Source organism: Stenotrophomonas sp. ESTM1D_MKCIP4_1, assembly GCF_003086895.1.
Classification (GTDB): domain Bacteria; phylum Pseudomonadota; class Gammaproteobacteria; order Xanthomonadales; family Xanthomonadaceae; genus Stenotrophomonas.
The window spans coordinates 2,293,828-2,313,340 of the sequence record NZ_CP026004.1; the positions used below are offsets into that span (position 1 = coordinate 2,293,828).

18 protein-coding genes are annotated in these 19,513 nt (G+C 67.7%); 9 read left to right on the forward strand and 9 right to left on the reverse strand.

Annotation, left to right across the window (positions count from 1 at the left end; genetic code table 11):
* Positions 1-69: 69 nt before the first annotated feature.
* The 5 genes from C1924_RS10595 (at position 70) to C1924_RS10620 (ending at position 7,119) form a co-directional block, all read left to right on the forward strand.
* Positions 70-2,865, forward strand: coding sequence for a PAS domain-containing protein (locus C1924_RS10595; protein WP_254051109.1), 2,796 nt, complete (start codon positions 70-72; stop codon positions 2,863-2,865).
* Between the two features lie 380 nt (positions 2,866-3,245).
* Complete coding sequence (locus tag C1924_RS10605) at positions 3,246-3,878, forward strand: AprI/Inh family metalloprotease inhibitor (protein ID WP_108765262.1); 633 nt, start codon at positions 3,246-3,248, stop codon at positions 3,876-3,878.
* A 69-nt stretch (positions 3,879-3,947) separates the two neighbouring features.
* Positions 3,948-4,898, forward strand: a complete 951-nt coding sequence (locus tag C1924_RS10610) for a cation diffusion facilitator family transporter (RefSeq protein ID WP_108765263.1) — start codon at positions 3,948-3,950, stop codon at positions 4,896-4,898.
* Between the two features lie 114 nt (positions 4,899-5,012).
* Positions 5,013-6,758, forward strand: a complete 1,746-nt coding sequence (locus tag C1924_RS10615) for a PAS domain S-box protein (protein WP_108765264.1) — start codon at positions 5,013-5,015, stop codon at positions 6,756-6,758.
* Between the two features lie 67 nt (positions 6,759-6,825).
* The gene (locus tag C1924_RS10620; RefSeq protein WP_254051110.1) at positions 6,826-7,119 is read left to right on the forward strand and encodes a hypothetical protein; all 294 of its coding nucleotides are present in this window, start codon (positions 6,826-6,828) and stop codon (positions 7,117-7,119) included.
* A gap of 15 nt (positions 7,120-7,134) precedes the next feature.
* Here the strand turns inward: C1924_RS10620 and C1924_RS10625 are convergent, their stop codons facing one another.
* Positions 7,135-8,244 carry a crosslink repair DNA glycosylase YcaQ family protein gene (locus tag C1924_RS10625; protein WP_108765265.1) on the reverse strand — a complete coding sequence of 370 codons (1,110 nt, stop codon included), beginning with the start codon at positions 8,242-8,244 and terminating at the stop codon, positions 7,135-7,137.
* Positions 8,245-8,335: 91 nt separating this feature from the next.
* Between C1924_RS10625 and pip the strand changes: the two genes are divergently transcribed.
* Positions 8,336-9,301, forward strand: coding sequence for a prolyl aminopeptidase (pip, locus tag C1924_RS10630; protein ID WP_108765266.1), 966 nt, complete (start codon positions 8,336-8,338; stop codon positions 9,299-9,301).
* A gap of 69 nt (positions 9,302-9,370) precedes the next feature.
* A complete protein-coding gene (gene bla / locus C1924_RS10635; RefSeq protein ID WP_108765267.1) occupies positions 9,371-10,222 on the forward strand; it encodes a subclass B3 metallo-beta-lactamase in 852 nt (283 codons plus the stop codon).
* Positions 10,223-10,294: 72 nt separating this feature from the next.
* Here bla and C1924_RS10640 read toward each other — a convergent pair whose 3' ends face one another.
* The 6 genes from C1924_RS10640 to C1924_RS10665 are packed head-to-tail and all read right to left on the reverse strand — an operon-like array spanning position 10,295 to position 14,728.
* Complete coding sequence (locus C1924_RS10640; RefSeq protein ID WP_108765268.1) at positions 10,295-11,035, reverse strand: hypothetical protein; 741 nt, start codon at positions 11,033-11,035, stop codon at positions 10,295-10,297.
* On the reverse strand, positions 11,035-11,703 hold the full coding sequence (locus C1924_RS10645) for a DUF3299 domain-containing protein (RefSeq protein ID WP_108765269.1): 669 nt from the start codon (positions 11,701-11,703) through the stop codon (positions 11,035-11,037). Before C1924_RS10645 ends, C1924_RS10640 begins: the two co-directional genes overlap by 1 nt.
* Positions 11,693-12,244 (reverse strand): DUF3299 domain-containing protein, encoded by a 552-nt coding sequence (locus C1924_RS10650; protein WP_108765270.1) that lies wholly within the window; start codon positions 12,242-12,244, stop codon positions 11,693-11,695. The genes C1924_RS10645 and C1924_RS10650 overlap by 11 nt, the downstream gene beginning before the upstream one ends.
* Before the next feature lie 3 nt (positions 12,245-12,247).
* The gene (locus C1924_RS10655; protein ID WP_108765271.1) at positions 12,248-13,501 is read right to left on the reverse strand and encodes an ABC transporter permease; all 1,254 of its coding nucleotides are present in this window, start codon (positions 13,499-13,501) and stop codon (positions 12,248-12,250) included.
* Entirely contained in the window at positions 13,494-14,189 is a 696-nt protein-coding gene (locus C1924_RS10660; RefSeq protein WP_108765272.1) for an ATP-binding cassette domain-containing protein, read from the reverse strand. The genes C1924_RS10655 and C1924_RS10660 overlap by 8 nt, the downstream gene beginning before the upstream one ends.
* The gene (locus tag C1924_RS10665) at positions 14,186-14,728 is read right to left on the reverse strand and encodes a DUF2796 domain-containing protein (RefSeq protein ID WP_108765273.1); all 543 of its coding nucleotides are present in this window, start codon (positions 14,726-14,728) and stop codon (positions 14,186-14,188) included. Before C1924_RS10665 ends, C1924_RS10660 begins: the two co-directional genes overlap by 4 nt.
* A gap of 33 nt (positions 14,729-14,761) precedes the next feature.
* On the opposite strand from C1924_RS10665, the gene C1924_RS10670 reads away from it, so the two are divergent.
* Entirely contained in the window at positions 14,762-15,238 is a 477-nt protein-coding gene (locus tag C1924_RS10670) for a MerC domain-containing protein (RefSeq protein WP_108765274.1), read from the forward strand.
* 105 nt (positions 15,239-15,343) lie between these two features.
* Here the strand turns inward: C1924_RS10670 and C1924_RS10675 are convergent, their stop codons facing one another.
* On the reverse strand, positions 15,344-17,536 hold the full coding sequence (locus C1924_RS10675) for a TonB-dependent receptor (RefSeq protein ID WP_254051112.1): 2,193 nt from the start codon (positions 17,534-17,536) through the stop codon (positions 15,344-15,346).
* A 123-nt stretch (positions 17,537-17,659) separates the two neighbouring features.
* On the opposite strand from C1924_RS10675, the gene C1924_RS10680 reads away from it, so the two are divergent.
* The gene (locus C1924_RS10680) at positions 17,660-18,502 is read left to right on the forward strand and encodes an AraC family transcriptional regulator (protein ID WP_108765275.1); all 843 of its coding nucleotides are present in this window, start codon (positions 17,660-17,662) and stop codon (positions 18,500-18,502) included.
* Positions 18,503-18,582: 80 nt separating this feature from the next.
* On the opposite strand, the gene C1924_RS10685 is transcribed toward C1924_RS10680, so the two are convergent.
* Positions 18,583-19,497 (reverse strand): LysR family transcriptional regulator, encoded by a 915-nt coding sequence (locus C1924_RS10685; protein ID WP_108765276.1) that lies wholly within the window; start codon positions 19,495-19,497, stop codon positions 18,583-18,585.
* Between the last annotated feature and the right edge of the window lie 16 nt (positions 19,498-19,513).

A 19,513-nucleotide genomic window follows, 5' to 3' on the forward strand; every position in this document is an offset into this window, starting at 1 on the left:
TAGACTGGCGGCCCTGAATCTGCCTGCCCCTGACCGGGGCAGGCAGTGGCCCGCCGTTCGAGATCGTCCGTGAACCAGCCTCCTGCTTCCCCGCCGCACGAAACCCATGCCACCGACAGCGTGAACATGGCGCTGGCGGCCGGCGCCATCGTCGGCACCTGGTTCTGGGATGTTCCCAACGACCACCTGACCGTTGACGAAGCGCTGGCCCGCGCGTTCGGCCTCGACCCTGCCCTGGCGCATCGCCGGCTGCAGCTGCACGACGTGCTGGGCGCGGTGCATCCGGACGATCTGCCCGGCCTTGTGGCCGCCATCGAGCACGCGGTGCAGCACGGCGGTCGCTTCGCGCACCAGTACCGCACACAGGATGCCGAGGGCGGCTATCACTGGCTGGAAAGCATCGGCCGCGTCGATCTGGATGAGCACGGCCGGGCCACCGGCTTTCCCGGGGTCCTGATCGACATCAGCGAACGACTGCGGGTGCAGGCCGAGCGCGACGAAGCCCAGGCCCTGCTGCGGTCGTTCGTGGAAGCCGCGCCGGGCGTCATGTACGCCAAGGACCGCCAGGGCCGCCTGCTGATCGGCAACAACGGCGCCACCGAACTGATCGGCCGGCCGCCCTCCGAGTACGTCGGGCGCACCGATGCCGAGCTGCTGGGCGATGCGGCGCAGGCCGCGGCGGTCATGGCCACCGATGAGCGCATCATGGCCAGCGGCCGCAGCGAACAGCTCGAAGAGGAAATCAATTTCGCCGATGGACGCCGCGCCTGGTGGCTGTCGACCAAGGCGCCGCTGCGCAACGGTGAGGGCGAAGTGATCGGCCTGGTCGGCACCTCGCTGGACATCACCGACCGCAAGTCCGCCGAGGCCGAGCGCCTCGATATCGAGGAGCGCTACCGGCTGGCCGCGCAGGCCACCAATGATGCCGTGTGGGACTGGCGCATGGCCGACGGCCACGTGGTCTGGAACGAGGCGCTGTCCAGCCTGTTCGACCACAACCTGATGGAAACCAGCGCGCAGTGGTGGCTGGACCATATCCATCCCGAGGACCGTGACCGCATCGACCACAACATCCACGGCGTCATCGAAAGTGATGGCACCACGTGGACTGGCGAGTACCGCTTCCGCCGCGCCGATGGCAGTTATGCCGCCGTGCTCGACCGTGGCGCAGTGCTGCGTGATGCCGACGGGCGCCCGTTGCGCATGATCGGCGCCATGCTCGACCTGTCCGGGCGCAAGGCGGCCGAAGCCGCGTTGGCCGAGGGCGAGGAGCGCCTGCGCCTGGCCACCGAGGCCGGCGAACTCGGGCTCTGGGATCTGGATCTGGTGCAGAACATCCTGCTCTGGCCACCGCGCACCAAGGCGATGTTCGGCATCTCATCCGATGCGGACGTGACGATCGAGGATTTCCGCGCGGGCCTGCACCCGGATGACCGCGCGGCGACCCTTGCCGCGCTCGACGCATCGGCCGATCCGCAGCGGCGCGCCAACTACGATGTGGAATACCGCACCGTCGGCAAGGAAGACGGCATCGTGCGCTGGGTGGCGGCCAAGGGTCGCGGCATTTTCGAGGCGGGCCGCTGCGTACGCATGCTGGGCGTGGCCATCGACATCACCGCGCGCAAGGCCGCCGATGCGCGCCTGCACGAGCTGAACGAACAGCTGGAGGCGCGGGTACGCGCCGAAGTGGCCGAGCGCATGCGCGTTGAGGACGTGCTGCGGCAGAGCCGCAAGATGGAAGCGGTCGGCCAGCTCAGCGGTGGCATTGCTCACGATTTCAACAACATGCTGGCCACGGTGATCGGCCCGCTGGACCTGCTGGCCCTGCGCATCGGCGACAGCGATGCACGCGCGGTGCGCTACATCGAAATGGCCCTGGACGGCGCCCAGCGTGCCGCCCAGCTGACCCAGCGGCTGCTGGCCTTCTCGCGCCAGCAACCGCTGCAGCCGGTTGCGCTGGATGTGAACCACCTGGTGGCCGGCATGACCGACCTGCTGGTGCACTCACTCGGCAGCAGCGTCATCCTGGAAACCGTGCTTGGCGGTGGCAAGTGGTGGACCCACGCCGATGCCAACCAGCTGGAGAACGTCATCCTCAACCTGGCCGTGAACGCGCGTGATGCGATGCCCGGCGGCGGCCGCCTGACCCTGCAGACCAGCAACCGCAAGATCGACCTGGCCGATGTGGCCGAGCACGGCGGCATTCCGGCCGGCGACTACGTACGCATCGCGGTCACCGACACCGGCAGCGGCATGCCGGCCGAGGTGGTGGCACGCGCGTTCGATCCGTTCTTCACCACCAAGCCGGTCGGCCAGGGCACCGGCCTGGGCCTGTCGCAGGTCTATGGCTTCGTGCAGCAGTCCAATGGCCACGTCCGCCTGCTGTCCACCCCCGGCGCCGGCACCACGGTGCTGGTCTACCTGCCGAGGCTGTTGGCCGAGGTGGATGCGCTGCCCATGCCCGCCACCGACGCGGCGCCGCTGTCGGGTGGTGGCGCCGAACAGATCCTGGTGGTTGATGATGATGCGGCGGTGCGTGCCTTTTCGGTGGACGCCCTGTCCGAACTGGGCTACCAGGTACTGTCGGCCGACGGCGCTGCCAGCGCCCTGCTCCTGCTGCAGGCCCATCCCGGCATCGCCCTGCTGTTCACCGACGTAGTGATGCCGGGAGTCAACGGCCGGCAGCTGGCGGACCAGGCGCTGGCACGGCACCCGCACCTGAAGGTGCTGTTCGCCACCGGCAACAGCCGCAATGCGCTGGTGGACGACGGGGTGCTGGATGCGCACGTACAGTTGATCGGCAAGCCCTTCACCATCGGTGAACTGGCTACACGCGTGCGCGCGGTGCTGTCGGCGGAGCACTGAGTCTCAGCGCGGCAGCTCGGGCAGCATGGCCACCGCGCCCCGGATCAGCGCCAGCATGCCCAGCTCGAATTCAGCCGTCGCTGCCGCTGCGTCATACTGGCCGTGTGTATCGCCAGGCAGGGTCCTGGCCTGGGCCTGGCGCAGTTTTCCGGCCACACCAGCGTGGCCGCCGGGGTGCTGGTGGTGGCCATGGCCCTGCACCTGCGCCCGCGCAGCTGACCTTTAGCGCAGCGCCGGGCCATGTGCGGTGGTTGGGGCGACCCGCCGTCGTCCATCCTCACATCGACCCGGCCTGCCCGGCACTATCCTCTGCCCTGCAGGGCCTTGCCTCCCTGCATGCGCCAAGGCGGCTGCAATGCTGCCCCAACGAGGATTCAACGATGGCCACGCGCTTTCCGTATCCAAGGCTGCTGGCACTGTGCGGCCTTGCCATGCCTGTCATTGCCGGGGCGCAGGATGCTGCTTCCGGCGTTGTCCAGGCCAGCACCACGCACTCGTCCAGCACGTCCAGCACCAGCGAAACCGTTCGCTCGACCACGGCCAGCGACCCACCGCAATCCGCTGTCGGCAGCGGCAACGCGATCACGACCGAAACCACAACCACAGGCAACTCGCGTTCGAGCTCGCGCAGCGACAACAGCAGCGTCGAACTGGATATCGGCTACCACAGGGAGGATGACGATGACCTGGACGGTGATCGCCGCCACGGCCGCATGCCGTCGCGCGAAGACTATCTGTTTGGTGACTGGACGCTGGGCCAGGAAAACGGCAGCAGCTGCACCATCACCCTGAAGGACAGCCCGTGGTTCGGCGGCTACGGCGCGTGGGTGCCGGCCGGCTGTCCCGACGGCTTCTTCGCGGTCAACCGCTGGCTGCTGTCAGGCAACCAGCTGCTGCTGACCGATACCAACAACCAGGTCATCGGGCGCTTCCGTTCCAGCGGTGGCGGACGCTGGTCCGGCCACCGCGAATCGGACGGCGCCCGCCTCTACCTTAACCCCGCGCGGCGCTGACCCTGCTGTACACGCGGCACGGACGCCGCGCACCGCACCATGGGCCGTCCGTTCCCTTCGCAACCTGACATGGCCGCTCCCACAGGCTCGCGCCTGGTCGTCTACGCCGCACTGCTCGGCAATCTCGCCATTGCCATCGCCAAGTTCATTGCCGCCGGTATTTCCGGCAGTTCGGCCATGCTCAGCGAAGGCGTGCATTCGCTGGTCGACACGCTCAACGAGATCCTCCTGCTGTACGGTCTGCACCGCGCGGAGAAATCGCCCGACACGCTGCACCCCTTCGGCTATGGGCGCGAGCTGTACTTCTGGAGCTTCATCGTCGCCCTGCTGGTGTTTGCCGCGGGTGCGGGCGTATCGGCCTACGAAGGCATCCAGCATATCCGCCACCCGGAGCCGGCCACGCACCACGTGCTGAGCTACACGGTGCTGGGGGTCTCGCTGCTGTTCGAGGGCACCTCGTGGTACATCGCGCTGCGCGAGTTCCGCCGCAGCAAGGGGCGCATGGGCTATTTCGAGGCGTTCAGGCGCAGCAAGGATCCCTCCACCTTCACCGTCCTGCTGGAAGACAGCGCCGGGCTGCTGGGCCTGGGGTTTGCCCTCGCCGGCCTGCTGGCGGCGCAGTTGCTGGACATGCCGATGCTCGACGGCGTCGCATCGCTGTGCATCGCCGCCGTCCTCGCCGTCACCGCGTTCCTGCTGGCACGCGAAACCAAGGGGCTGCTGGTGGGAGAGCCGGCACATCCTGCGGTGGCCCAGCGGATCATGGCGGTGGCGGAAACCGATCCCGACCTGCTGCGTGCCAATGGCGTGACCACCATGCAGATGGGGCCGGAACAGGTCGTGGCCATGCTCAGCGCCGAATTCGAGGATGATCGGCGCACACCACAGATCGAAGCCTGCATCACCCGTATCGAGACGGCGGTCAAGGACGAATTTCCCGAACTGGTGGCACTGTTCGTCAAACCGCAGACTCCGGAAGTGTTCGCCGCTCGGCTGGCAGCGCTGAGAAGAACCACCTGACACCCGCGCCGACCAGACTCACGCGGGCGTCACCCGAAAACGCGGAATGCTAACACCCCCCTCTTTAGCGTGGGGCCTGCCCCGCTCTTCCCGACTGAAGCCCGCGCGCCAGCCATGGATGAAGCTTTCCGACTCTGCGAAATCAACCGACTGGGCGTGCTCGACACGCCTTCCGAACCGGTCTTCGATGCCATCGTCGCCGCCGCCCAAGCTGCCACAGGCATGCCGATGGGGCTGATCTCCATCGTTGACCAGCATCGGCAGTGGTTCAAGTCCAACATCGGCCTGCCCGGCACCACGGAAACCCCCCGCGACATTTCCTTCTGCACCCACGCCATCCAACGCGATGCGCTGATGGAAATCCCCGATGCGCACCAGGACCCGCTGTTCGCCACCAACCCGCTGGTCACCGGTGGCCCCCGCATCCGCCACTACGCCGGCATCCCCTTGGGCACGGCGCACGGCGCCCGCATCGGCACGCTTTGCCTGCTCGATACGCTGCCTGGCGTGCTCTCGCCCTCACAGCGCGAGCTGATGGTGCATCTTGGCCGGGTCACCACGCAGGTACTGGAACAGCGCGCCGCGCTGCTGCAGAAAGTCGAGCAGGCGCAGCATCTGCACGATGATCTCAAGCGTAGCGAGGATTTTCTCGAACGCACCAATACCGCTGCCAGGGTGGGCGGCTGGGAACTGGACCTGACCAGCAACGAGGTGCGCTGGACCCGCGAAACCAAGCAGATCCACGGCGTCCGTTCCAGCTACCAGCCGACACTGGACAGTGCCCTGTCTTTCTACCGCCAGGACAGCCGCGCCATCATCCAGGCCTCGGTGCAGCGCTGCATCGAGATGGGCACACCGTGGGAGGTGCAGCTGCCGATGACCACCGCCGACGGACGCGCGATCTGGACCCGCGTGGTCGGCAGCCGGCAGCAGATCGAGGGGCGGCCACGCCTGGTCGGGGCCATCCAGGACATCACCGAAGAACGCGCCGTACTGGACGCGCTGGAAGCCAGCGAAGTGCGCTACCGGCGCCTGTTCCACTACAGCCTGGGCCTGATCTGCACGCATACCCTTGATGGCACCCTCACCTCGGTGAACCCGGCGGCGGTGCAGTCGCTGGGCTTTCCTGAAAGCCAGATGGTGGGCCGCAGCCTGTGCGACCTGATGCCGCCGGAGAAGCGCGATGCCTTCAAGGCCTATCTGGCACGCATCGCGACCAACCACACCGATGCCGGCGTCATTGAACTGATGGCGGCCGACGGCAGCCGGCGCTACTGGGCGTACAACAACGTGCTGGACAGCGAAGCCCACCCGCCGTTCGTGCTGGGCCACGCGCAGGACGTCACCGCGCTGCGCCAGCAGGAAGAGCGCCTGCGTGAACTGTCCCTGCGCGACCCGCTGACGCTGTGCCACAACCGCCGCTTCCTGCATCGGCTGGAACAGCTGGAAACCGAATCCTGGGCCTGCGTGGTGTTCGATCTGGACCACTTCAAACAGGTCAATGACACCCAGGGCCATCGCCGCGGCGACGCCATCCTGGTCGAGTTTGCCTCATTCTTACGTTCCCCCCTGGGCGCGGGCGAGAACGAAATCAGGTTGGGCGGGGACGAGTTCATGGTCGTGCTGGTGCAGCCCGCACCGGAGCGCCTGCAGGCGCTGCTGGACTGGTACGGATCCAACGCCGGGCTGGCCCCCATCGCGTTTTCCATGGGGGCAGCCACGCACGCACGCGGCGAGGCCGTGGCCGACACCATCCACCGGGCCGACAATGGCCTCTACAGCACCCGCGAGCGGGTCCGCCGGGGCAACCGCGATGCCGGCGCGGGGGCGCCTGATACGACCGCGTCCACACCGGATTGAGCCGTCCATCACGCCACGCATCCCGCGCTGCGGGCACTCTGTCACCAGGCTTCACGGAGATACCCCCATGCCCAATACCGGTCGATTCTTCGTACTGGCCCTCGACGCCGACAGGGATCCGGCAGGCGCCATTGTCGATGTCCGTTCAATGGCCCTGCGCTGCGAGGCCTGTGGCGAGGTCACCCGTTCCGAGGGTGCTCAGATCGCCCGCTTGAATGGCGGCACCATCCTGTCCTGCGCCCAGTGCGGCGCCACCCAGGCGGTGGCCAATGCGCGGCTGCAGGAGTGCGATCACGTAATGGCCACTGCCGCACCGGTCAGCGCGGGTCGCATGCCATTGCCCGGACGCAGGCGCAGCTGACCGTCGCCGCGTCGTTCAGGGCGCGTCGCTGGGCCCGAACAGGAACGCGCTCATACGCTGCAGCTCATCCTCCAGCGCAGTGCGGAAGGCGACCTCGCGCGGTGGTTTGCCTTTGGCATAGCCAACGTCCGTCTGCAGGCTGCCATTGCGCGCACTGATGTTGGCCCAGCCGATCACCTGGTCGCGCCACAGCAAGGGCAGCGCGTAGTAGCCGAACTGGCGCTTCGCCGCAGGGGTATAAGCCTCGAACTTGTACACCCAGCCCCACAGCCGCTCAAAGCGTCGGCGGTCCCAGACCACCGGATCAAACGGGGCCAGCAACCGCACGCGTTCCTGCGACAGGAAGCGCCGCGAACGCGGGTTCTCTTCTACCGGCCAGTACCAGGTCATGCCATCCACCGTGGCGCTGGCCAGCGTGTTCCGTGCATCACGCAGCGCCTGCTGCAGCGGCACGGCCAGATGCGGGGCGCCATAGCCCAGCAGGCGCACCAGGTAGGTCAGGCTGGCAGCGGGCAGTGGCGCGTAGGTACCCACCACCAGATCAATCAGGGCCGAGGCGCGTTGTGCCTGCGCCGCCGTGCCCGTTTCGGCTTCGGCATGGGCCGCCACACTGTAGATGCGGGTACCGCTGTCGCGCCGCTGCACGCGCAGCATGCCGCGGTAATGCATGCCGTCGAGCAGGTGTGTGCTGGCATTGCTGGTGCCGCCCCAGTAGTTGGTCACCCGGCCATGAGCGAAGGCCTGGTCCACCTCGCGCGGATGCACGCTGCCGCGCGCCTGCACGAATTGCAGTACCTCGCTGGCCTTGCGCACGGTGGTGGTATCCCACACCCGGGATGACACCCGCGGATGCATCAGTGCCAGATGCTCGCGCGGCAGGAAGCCGTAGTTCACCAGGCAGTCCTCTTCCACCGGCAGCCGCGCATAGCGCCGTTCCAGATCACCGGCCTGGTAGCCCTTCACCCGGTGCCGCAGGATCAGGTCCTGCGCACGGGCCGGCGCCCGGATAGGGTCGGCCTGCACGAACCCTAGCCGACGAATCGCCGCCAGCAGGGTGGTCGGGGTGAACAGCGTGCGCGCCACCGCGTAGCGGCGCAGGTCGTCAAGGCGGGGCGTGGCGGGCATGCCCCATTGTAGGCTCAGGCAGGCGTGACGCCCGTCAACAGCGCCGACGCGGCAGCGCTATGCTTGTCGTTTCTGACACGGTCACACGCCCATGCGCACGCTCTATCCACCCATCGCGCCCTTCCGTGAGCACACCCTGGCCGTGGATGCGCTGCATACGCTGCATATCGAGGAGTGCGGCAACCCCGACGGCATCCCCGCCGTGTTCCTGCATGGTGGCCCGGGTGCCGGCGTCTCGCCCACGCATCGACGGTTCTTCGACCCCGCGCGCTACCGCATCGTGCTGATCGACCAGCGTGGATGCGGTCGCTCCACGCCGTTTGGCGAACTGCGTGACAACACGACCGCGCACCTGGTGGCTGACATCGAACGCGTGCGCGTGCATCTGGGCATCGAACGTTGGCTGGTGTTTGGTGGTTCCTGGGGTTCGACCCTGGCACTGGCCTACGCGCAGGCCCATCCTGAACACGCAACCGGTGTGATCGTGCGTGGCGTGTACCTGGGCCGCGCCGAAGAAAACGCCTGGTTCAATCAGGCCGATGGGGGCGCCCGCTGGATCTTCCCCGAGCGCTGGGCGCGCTACGAAGCCCATATTCCCGAGGACGAACGGGGCGATCTGATCGCCGCCTACTGGAAGCGCCTGGACAGCGAAGATCCCGACGAACGCGTTGCTGCCGCCATGGCCTGGCTGGGCTGGGAGGACAACGCCGCCACGCTCGCCCATGACGTCGATGCCGTCTCCGATGATGATCCGCAGGAGACGCTGGCCAAGGCGCGTATCGAGGCGCACTACTTCCGCCACAACGCCTTCCTCGAACATGGCCAGCTGCTGCGCGACGTGGACCGCATCCGTCATCTGCCCGGCGTGATCGTGCAGGGCCGCTACGACATCATCTGCCCGGCGCGCAGCGCGTGGGACCTGTCCTGCGCCTGGCCGGAAGCGCAGCTGCAGATGGTGCTGTCCGGGCACAGCGCCACCGAACCCGCCACTACCGATGCGCTGGTACGCGCGACCGATGCGTTTGCAGACCGTCATCTGCGCTTATCGGAGCCATGAGGAATACGCGATACGCGTGAAAAACGCGCCGTGATAGCGTCTCCGAATCCATCTACGGAGACATTCCGCATGCGCTTCCCGCCGCTTCTCCTTGCCCTCACCGCCGCCCTGCCGCTGGCGGCCACGGCCGCCGAACCGGTACTGCCGCAACTGAAGGCCTACACCGTCGATGACGCGTGGCTGCAGCCCGTCGCCCCCCTGCAGATTGCCGACCATACCTGGCAGATCGGCACCGCCCAGCTGACCGCGTTGCTGGTGCAGACCCCGCAGGGTGCGGTGCTGCTGGATGGCGGCATGCCGCAGATGGCCGGGCACCTGCTGCACAATCTCCAGCAGCGCGGCGTCGCCCCGGCTGACCTGCGGGTGATCCTGCTCAGCCACGCGCATGCCGACCATGCCGGTCCCGTGGCCGAGCTCAAGCGCCGCACCGGCGCCCGCGTGCTGGCCAACGCCGAAACGGCGGTGCTGCTGGCCCGCGGCGGCAGCGACGATCTGCATTTCGGCGACGACATCACCTTCCCACCCGCCCAGGTCGATCGCATCATCATGGATGGCGAGACCATCGACGTCGGCGGCATGCGCTTCACCGCCCACTTCGTACCGGGCCACACTCCTGGCAGTACCGCCTGGACCTGGACCGACACCCGCAATGGCAAGCCGGTGCGGATCGCCTACGCCGACAGCCTCAGCGCGCCGGGCTACACGTTGAAGGACAACCCGCGCTATCCCCACCTGATCGAGGATTTCCGCCGCAGCTTCGCCACCGTGCGCGCCCTGCCCTGCGACCTGCTGCTGACACCTCACCCCGCCGCCAGCGGCTGGGACTACGCAGCGGGCAGCCGGGCCTCGGCCAAGGCAATCACCTGTGCCGCGTACGCAGACACCGCCGAACGCACCCTCGACCAGAAACTGGGCCGCTGACCCCACCGTAGAGTCGAGCTTGCTCGACTCTACAAAGTCGGGTGCCATTCGCAACGTCGACCTCGCTCGACCCTAGCGGCACGCTTCCGGTAACGCCGCCACTGCCGCCACCACGGCGCGCTGCATGCCCTGCCCTACGGCCGCGTCCAGTTCGCCGTGCAGGCTACCGTGCTGCCGCTGCAACTCGCCTTCGCAGATCCCGCGTACGTGCGCGCGCGCATTCGCCCGCAGCGCGCTGCAACGCCAATCCACCGGCCCCAGCGGCAGCACCGCGTAGGCCACGCTGTTGCAGGCATTGTCCGCACGCTCAACCAGACTGCGGCCGCCAGAATCACGCGGCACGCTGCTGCGCATGGGATCGAAGTAGCTGTCGGGAAAGCTCCGCGCATACTGTTCCACATCCAGCAGGATCGGCGCCTCAGCCCCCGGCAGCTGCAGCAGCGCACCGCAGGCCGAGGCATCGGCACGGCGCTGGATGTACTGGTAGATCGGCCGGTCCAGCCCCTGGTCCCGCGCCGTCACCGCACTGATCGCAGCCAGCACCGGCAACCCTGCACGGTTGGCCATGCGCGCCAGCACACCCGCCTCCGCTGGCACGCAGCGATCACGTACCGTGGCTGCCAGCAGGAACACCACGTCGTCACGGAACGCGCGGTCCTCGCGCAGGTGGCGTTCGATTTCCGCCTGCCCGGGCGGCGGCGCAGGCAGCGTCGCGAAGGGAGCGCGGCTTTCCCGCGTCCGCCACGGCCACAGCATCACACCCACACCGCCCAGCAGCGCCGCGCCGACAAGCATCCAGGCGAGCCGGCGCATCAGCTGCCGATCGCGGTCAGGGTGGCCGCATCCACGTCATAGGACGCACTGGCAATGTCAGCATCGAAGCGCTTGATTCTCAGTCGGCCCGACAGCCGGTAAGCATCCCACAGGTTGCCCAGGGCGATGGGCGCGGCCAGGCTGACATGGATGATCTGGTTCGGTGGCGGCGGCGGCACGTGGATGCACGCACCGTAGAACGGCACGAACAAGAGCTCGTTCACCGCCCCGGCGTCATTCATGCCCAACGGCACCACGTAGCCATCCAGATCGACCTCACGACCCTCCACCGCATCCACCACCGCCGCCGAACCAAACTGCGGCGCGCGGTCGGGGCTGGAATGGTCGATGGCCGCGCCGGGCGGCGTGCCGGAGCCACTGTCATCCATCAACCCGCCGACACCGGCCATCGCGCCCATGCCACCGCCCCTGGCCATGCCGATCTGCGGGGGCGGGCGCAGGAAAGCGTCGTCCTCGGGCATCAACGCATTCCAGGCTGTGATGGCACCGGGGGCGGTGGCATCGGGCGTTTCAGCTGCAGCCTGCGGCGTCACGCCGCCCTGTGCAGCGGGCGACGCGGGTGCCGACACCGATCCGGCAACATCGCCCCCCGGTCGGCTGCAGGCCGCCAGCATCAGCAGCAGCAACGCACAGACGTTACGGTTCATAGGGCCTCAACGCAGCGTCGTTCATCGTGTAAGCCGAACCGGCCAGTTCATCATCCACGCGTTCGGCGCGCAGGGTACCGGCCAGGAAGAACGGCGAATACATGTCCGGCATGCCGATCGGCCGCGACAGCCGCACATGCACGATCTGGTTCGGTGGCGGCGGCGGCACGTGGATGCAAGCGCCGTAGTACGGCACGAACAGGAATTCGGACAGACGCCCGTCGGCGGCATTGGTCAACGGCACTACATAGCCGGGCAGGCGCACGGCGCGACCCAGCACGCTGTCGACCGTACGGAACGTCCCGAACTGCGCCATGCGCCGGTTGCCGTTGTGCTTCACTTCCGGCCCATCGCCACGCTCCAGCGCCGCCAGCTCATCGGCCGGCATCATCTGCAGCCAGTCCAGCTCCTGCTCGGCGGCGGCACCCGGCGCCATTCCGTCCTGCACAGGCAACGGCGGCAACGCCTGCACCCCGGTATCCACCGGCCGTTCGCAACCGACCAGCACCACCACAATCGCCAGCACAAACAAAGAGCGCATGGTTCAGGCCCCCGCCGAGAGGCCGTCGGCCAGCGTGCGCCGGTACGCCAGCAGCGCCGGCACCAGCCCCGCCAGCGCACTCAATCCCAGCACGCCACCCACCCAGGCCAGTTCGCGCAGGTCCGGCCACACATGGGTGATGGACAGACCGAAGTTCGCCAGTGCCCAGCCACGCCCGGCAATGCTGGCAGCGGTCAGCACGGCCAGTGCCAATACGCAGGCGATGGCACTGGTGGCCACCGCTTCCAGTACCAGCAGGCTGGCGATGTAACCCGGCCGCGCACCGGTCGCGCGCAGTACCGCCATCTCGCGGCGGCGCTCCTGCAGGGTGGACACCAGCAGCGCCACCAGCGAAACCAGGCCCAGCAGCACCACCATCGCACTGATCAGCTGCAGCGCCCGCTCGGCGGTGCCCAGCGACTGCCAGAGCTGCTGAAGGGTCACTCCGGGCAGGATCGCCAGCAGCGCCTCGTCGGGGTAGTCATTGATGGCGCGCTGCACCGAGAACGTGGCAATCCGCGAGTTCAGGCCCAGCATGAACGCGGTTATGCTGGTCGGCTTCAGGTCAAGGTGCCGCGCCTGCTCGGCACTGACGTGCTGGCCGCGCAGCTGCACACCCGATCGCCAATCCACGTGGATGGCCTCGATCGCCGGCAGGGACACCAGCACCGAAGAATCGACCGGCGTACCGGTACGCTGCAGCACGCCGCTGATGCGGAACGGCTTGTCAGCGTGTTTGGCCAGCGTGACGGCGGCAGTGCCATGGGCCAGCACCATCGCATCGCCCACCTGTACGCCCTGCGCACGGGCCACGTCGGCACCGACAACCGCGTCGTACAGATCATCGAAGGGCTTACCCGCTGCAAACGCCAGCGAGTGCCCGGCCCCGTAGCGGTAATGCTCGAAGTACCCCCCCGTGGTGCCGATCACCCGGTAGCCGCGCCACGAATCACCCAGCGACAGCGGCACCGTCCACTTCACCTGCGGCAGCGTAGACAGTTCCTGGTACGACTGCCAGGACACGTTGTTGGTCGGATCACCGATATGGAACACCGCGTACAGCAGCAGGTTCACCGGCCCCGAGCGCGCGCCGACAATCAGATCGGTACCCGACACCGTGCTGGCGAAGCCTTCGTGGGCCTGCACGCGCACCCGCTCCACGGCCAGCAGCAGGGTCACGCTGAGGGTGATGACCAGAACAGTAAGGGACACGCTCAATGCACGGCTGCGCAGGCTCGCCCAGGCCAGGTCAAACACGGGCGGTCCCGGCGTGGTTGATCTGCTGCAGCTGCACGACGCGGTCGAACAGCGGCTGCAGGCTGTCGTCATGGCTGACCACCACGGTCGTGGTACCCGCCGCTGCACAGTGCGTGGCCAGCAGCTGCAGGAAGGCGGTGGCCGCGTCCCGGTCGAGCGCCGAGGTTGGCTCATCGGCCAGCAGCACCTCCGGGCGGCCGATCAACGCGCGCGCGGCGGCCACGCGCTGCTGCTGGCCCACGCTGAGCGTACCGGCACGGCGCGGCAGCAGATCCGGGTCCAGCAGCAGTGCCTGCAGCAGGCGCGCTATCTCCGCATCCACCGCGCGCCCCACACGTTCACTGCGGCGGGTTGAAAAGCGCAGGCCCAGTGCGATGTTGTCGCGCACGCTGAGGAACGGCAGCAGGTTGAACTGCTGGAAGATGACGCCCAGGTGGTCGGCGCGGAACCGGTCGCGCGCCGCTGCCTTGAGCGCGTGCACCGCCATGCCGGCCACCCGCACTTCGCCACGCTCCGGCCGCAGCACGCCCGCCAACAGACCCAGCAGCGTGCTTTTTCCTGAGCCGCTGGCACCGCGCAGCAGCACGCTGCTGCCCGCCTCCATCTGCAGCTTCGGAATGTCCAGCACGGTGCGCCCGCCATAGCTGAAGCGCACTTGGTCCAACGCGATCACCGCAGCGCTGCTCATGGCCCCAGCACCACGCGCAGGTTGTCGGCGTTCAGCACGGTGCGGCCCTGCCCGGCGGACGTGGCCGTGTTGACGATCACCTCATGCAGGTTCGGGAACGCCTTCGGCAGCGACAGCACCAGCACGCGCAGTGCGGCGGGATTGGCGCACTGGTAGCGCAGCTGCGCGGTGAAGCCCGCATGTGTGTGCTGCGCGGGCGAAGCGGTCGTCGCCGTTGTCTGGCGCGGGGCAAAACCGTCGGCGCGGGCATCACGGGCCAGCGGCACGCACTGGGCCGCAGTGGGCAGGGTCAACCAGTCAGCGCGCTTCAGGCTGGCCAGCGCAGCGTCCAGCGCGGCTTGCTCGCTGGCATTGGCCGGCGCTCGCTCGAAATCCAGGATACCGATACCGGGTGCCTGCAGGGCCAGTTCAAGCGTGCCCTGGTCCAGCGCAACATCGACGGTGGCTTGGCCATGTACATGGGGCCCCACGTGGCGCACGTCACGCGCGTGCACGGCCGGGGCGGCCAACATGAGGAACAACAGAGCAGATTTCTTCATCGGGGGAGGCTCGCAGTGTTACTATGTAACATTATGGACCACATCCCCACGCTCCCCGCAAGAGCCCTGTCCCAGCCGCCAGCTTCGGCACGCTGGCATCCCCGTCTCGACCTGGCCGGCGCCTGGCTGTCACTGGCCTGCGCCGCACACTGCATTACGCTGCCCCTGCTGCTGGCCTTCGTGCCAACGGCGATGATGGCGCTGCGCTCGTTCCAGCACCCGGCCCATGGCGCAATGACCGCACTGCTCGTCATGTCGCGATGGGAATGGGTGTTCGCCCTGGTGGCTTCCACTGTGGCCATGGCCAGCACGGCCTCCGGCGGGCGCCGGCACCACAACGGTTGGCCCTTCTGGTTGGCCGCCTGTGGCGCCACCGCACTGTTGGCGTCCTCGCTGTACCTGCCACTGAAGGAATCGCTGGTCTGGCACGGCATGGCAACGGCCTGCGGCGGTGTGCTGCTGGCCAGCGCGCACCTCCTCAACCGCCGGGCGCTGCACCGCGCCCGGTAATGCCGGCCAGCGGCCGGCTCTACCCCGCCATGATCGTTCCTGCCGGCCAGCGGCCGGCACTACCCTGTTTCCCCCGGTAGTGCCGGCCGCTGGCCGGCAAGGTGCTCAGAACCGGTACCCCACCTCGGCGCCCACGATGCGCGGATGATCCACCGGACCGTAGTAGTTGCCGTCACGACCGAACGCCAGATTGTCGAAGATCAGGCCATTGATCCGTCGCTTGTCGGTCAGGTTCTGCACGAACACCCGTGTGCTCCACGGGCCCGTTTCGTATCCCACCTGCAGCCCCAGCACCACCACCGCCGGCTGGAACGCGCGATTGCGCTCATCCAGTGCGCTGGAACCGGTGAACTGCGATTCCACCCGCGCGTACAGGCCCGACGCGAACTGGTAACGCGCCGCCAGATAGCCGGTGTAGTGCGGGGTCAGCTTGACCCGCTTGCCGGCCAGGTTCTCATCCGCGCTGACCCACAGCTTGGTGTACTTCGCATCCACGTAGCCTGCGTTGGCCATCAGGCTCAAGCCTGGCAGCACCTCGAACACGCCCTCCAGCTCGGCACCGCGCGAACGGATCGAAGCATCCGAACCCACATAGTCCGACGAGATCGGGCGGCCATCGGCATCGGTGGCCACCTGGATTTCCTGCCAGTTGTCCGAGGTGATGTGGAACAGCGCCCCCCCGATGTGCCCGCGGCCTCCTGCCAGATTCATCTTGAAGCCCAGCTCGTGGCTCCACATGCGTTCGGATTCGTAGCGCAGCACTTTGTCGTTGACCACATCGCTCTGCGCGGCCGCCAGGTTGAAGCCCCCGGGAATGTAGCCCTTGGCCGAGGCGGCATAGAAGGACAGATCATCGCTGGCGTCGTAGCGCAGGGAAACGCGCGGCAGCGTGGCCGAGAAGGTATGCGCCAGCGCGGCATCGCGATACATCACCAGGCCGCCGGCACCCAGGTCCAGCGCGCCGGCCCGCTGTTCGGTGGATCGGCGCGCCTGTTCGTGGCGCAGGCCGGCACTGGCCGTCAGCTGCGGCAGCGCCGGGAAGGTGTAGCTGGCGGTGGCGAACACGCTGTAATCCTCGCCCTTGGAGGTCTGCCGTGGCGCCAGGTTGTAACTGTCCAGGCCACGAACAGCCGGGCCGACGAACGTGCCAAGGTTGGAATCCTTGTCCGTGCGGTAGGTCGCCACGCCGGCCATCCACGTGAGCGCCTGGTCGCTGGGCGAACTGAAGCGCGCCTCGGCCGTCCAGTCGTTCTTCTTGTCATAGATGCGCCCCGCCAAAGCGGAACTGGCGGTCATGTCGAAGTCGTAGCCTGCCGACATCACCTCCTCGCCCCGGTAGGACGTCGCAACGTCCAGGGTACCGGCCTGCAGCTGCCACTGCGCGCTCAGGCCCGCCACCGTCTCATCCTTTTCGGTGCGCTTGGGCGCATCGTTGATGTAGGTGAACTCGCCCGCCGCGCGGCCACCGTTGAGGGCGCTGCCATAGGTGCGGTTGTACAGACCGGTATCCAGCGGCAGGTACTCGTACTCGAACATGCCCGGTGCACGCGTGCGCAGGTGGTAGGCCAGTGCGTTCACCGACACGTAATCGCTGGGACGCCAGCGCAGCTTGCCCTGCAGGTAGCCTTCGTCCACTCTGCCGCGCGCACCCGAAGGGGTCAGGTTCTTCAGGTAGGCATCTTCCTGCGAACCCATGAAGGCCAGCGACCCGGTCAGCGCCCCTTCCTTCGTCAACGGTCCGGACAGGAAGCCATCCAGCGCCGTGCCGCCCCCGTTACCAAACCAGGTGTGGCGCAGGTTCACCTCGCCTTCCGTGGCATCTGACGGGCCGCGTGTGCGCACCAGCACCAGGCCCGATTCACTGTTGGCGCCGTATAACGTGCCCTGCGGCCCACGCAGCACTTCCACCGATTCCACCTGGTTGAGCACGGCATTGCTGAGTTCGCGGAACGGAATGCCATCGATGTACACCGAGGCACGGTTGACCAGGAATGGGTTGGACTCGATGCCGCGGATGGAGATGAACATGTTGCTCAGCTGGCCCATCACGTTGAACTTGACGTTGGGCGCCAGCTTGTCCAGGTCACGGAACTCGGTGACACCGGCCTGCTGCAGCGCTTCGCGATCGAGCACGGTGACCGACAGATCGCTTTTCAGATAGGGCGTATCACGCTTGGAACCGGTCACCGTCACTCCGTCCAGGGTGGTGGCGGCATCCTTCTGCTGTGCATGGGCGGGCAGGACGGGAACAAGCAATGACGCCGCGACCAGCGCAGCGGACGATACGGGGGCTTTCAAGGGAGACCTCTCGAGGAACGGACAGGTGCCTGGCGGAAAGGCTGGCACGACTTGTTATGATGTAACACTCGCCCGAGTCGACCACTCCATTCCTGCCACTGCTGCTCCATTCCCGGAACCGCCATGCCCACCCTCGCCGCCCGCCTGCAGCATGAAACCGGCCACCTCACGATGGGCACCTGCAGCAGCGACGATGGCAGCATCGTGCTGCTGCGGCATCGCTTCACAGCGAGTGAAGGCGAGATGGGACACCCGCACCAGCTGCGCCTTGGCCTCGTCTGTGCCGGCGGTGGCCCCCTGCTGCAACGCACCGCGCTGGGCAGCTTGCAGGCGTGCTGGCGGCCGGGCCAGTTCAACCTTGTGTTGCCCGGTGATGCCGGTCACTACGCCAGCCCCACCGTGGACCTGCTGGGCATCGCCATCGATACCCAGCTGCATCCCCAGCACTTGGGGTTGATGAAGCACCTGCTGCCGTTGGCCGCGCGACTGCACGAGGATCCGGTGGTGGCTGCGGTCCTGCACGCCTTGTGGTCGAGCGCCCAGGTCCATGGGTGCCTGCCGGGCTTTCTGCAGCATGGCAGCGACGTGCTGCTGCACCGGCTCGGCCAGTTGGCCGGGCAGGCGCCGATGCCCTCGCCCACGTCTGCACCCTTGTCAGCGCGGCGGCTGCGCCTGCTGGAGGAGTACATCGATGCGCATCGGGCAGATCCGCTGGATGTCGCAGCGCTTGCTGCGTCCGTGGGGATGCAGGTCTCCGCATTCGGCCGTTCCCTGCGCGCAACCAGCGGCCAGACACCCTATGCATTCCTGACGCGACGGCGCATGCACTGGGCCGCAGACGCATTGGCGCAGGGCCGTGCGGTAACCGAAGTGGCCCTCGCAGCCGGCTATGCCAACCCCAGCAAGTTCAGCGCCGCATTCCGCCGGATGATGGGATGCGCACCACGTGCCTGGACGCGAAGGTAGCAACGCCCGCACTCGGCAGTGCCGGCCGCTGGCCGGCAGGATGCTGGCCATGCACCACCCGCCGTCGAACAAACACGACGCTACACATGATCCGGCGCCAATCCCTGCGCATCGCGCTCGCGCATCAGGTCTGTAAGCGCCTTGAGCGGTGGCGGCAGATGGCGGTGGCCGGGAAAATACAGGTACAGGCCCGGAAACGGCGGGCACCAGGCATCCAGTACCGGCACCAGCGCGCCGCTGTCCAGATCCTCGCGGATATGCCATTCGGACAGGAACGCCAGACCGACCCCGGCCAACGCCGCCGCCCGCGCGGCCTGCAGTTCGCCCACCACCAGCCGCGCAGGTGGGTCGACCTGCAGCACCTGGCCACGATGCTCCAGCTCCCACCGGTACAGGCCACCATGCGACAGCCGCATGCGCACCGATCCGTGCTCGGCCAGCGCATCGGGCGTGGCCGGTGTGCCGTGCTCGGCCAGATAGGCCGGTGCACCGACCACCCGCATGCGCTGCTGCCGGTACAGCGGCAACGCAACCATGTCCTGCGGCAGCTGATCGTGCAGGCGCACCCCGGCATCGAAACCTTCCGCCACGATATCCACCAGCCGAGCCTCGGCAGACAGTTCCAGCCGCACCTGCGGAAAGCGCTGCACGAAGGCCGATACCAGCCCGGCCAGCATGCGCGTGCACTCCGGCGGCACGCTGATGCGCAGCGTGCCACTGGGGTGCGCCGCATCGCCGTGCAGGTCGTCCGCTGCGGCCTGGATTTCCGCCACGGCCGGGCCGATGCGCGCGACGTATCGCGCCCCCGCCTCGGTCAGGGCAACGCTGCGCGTCGTGCGATGGAACAGGCGCGCATGCAACCGTGCCTCCAGGCTGGCCACCGCATGGCTCAGCGCCGAGGTGGACATGCCCAGTTCACGCGCCGCCGCGCGGAAGCTGCCGCGACGGGCCACCGCCAGCACGGCATCAAGCTCAACCAACCCGGAACGGTGCACGGCACGCCTCCAATAA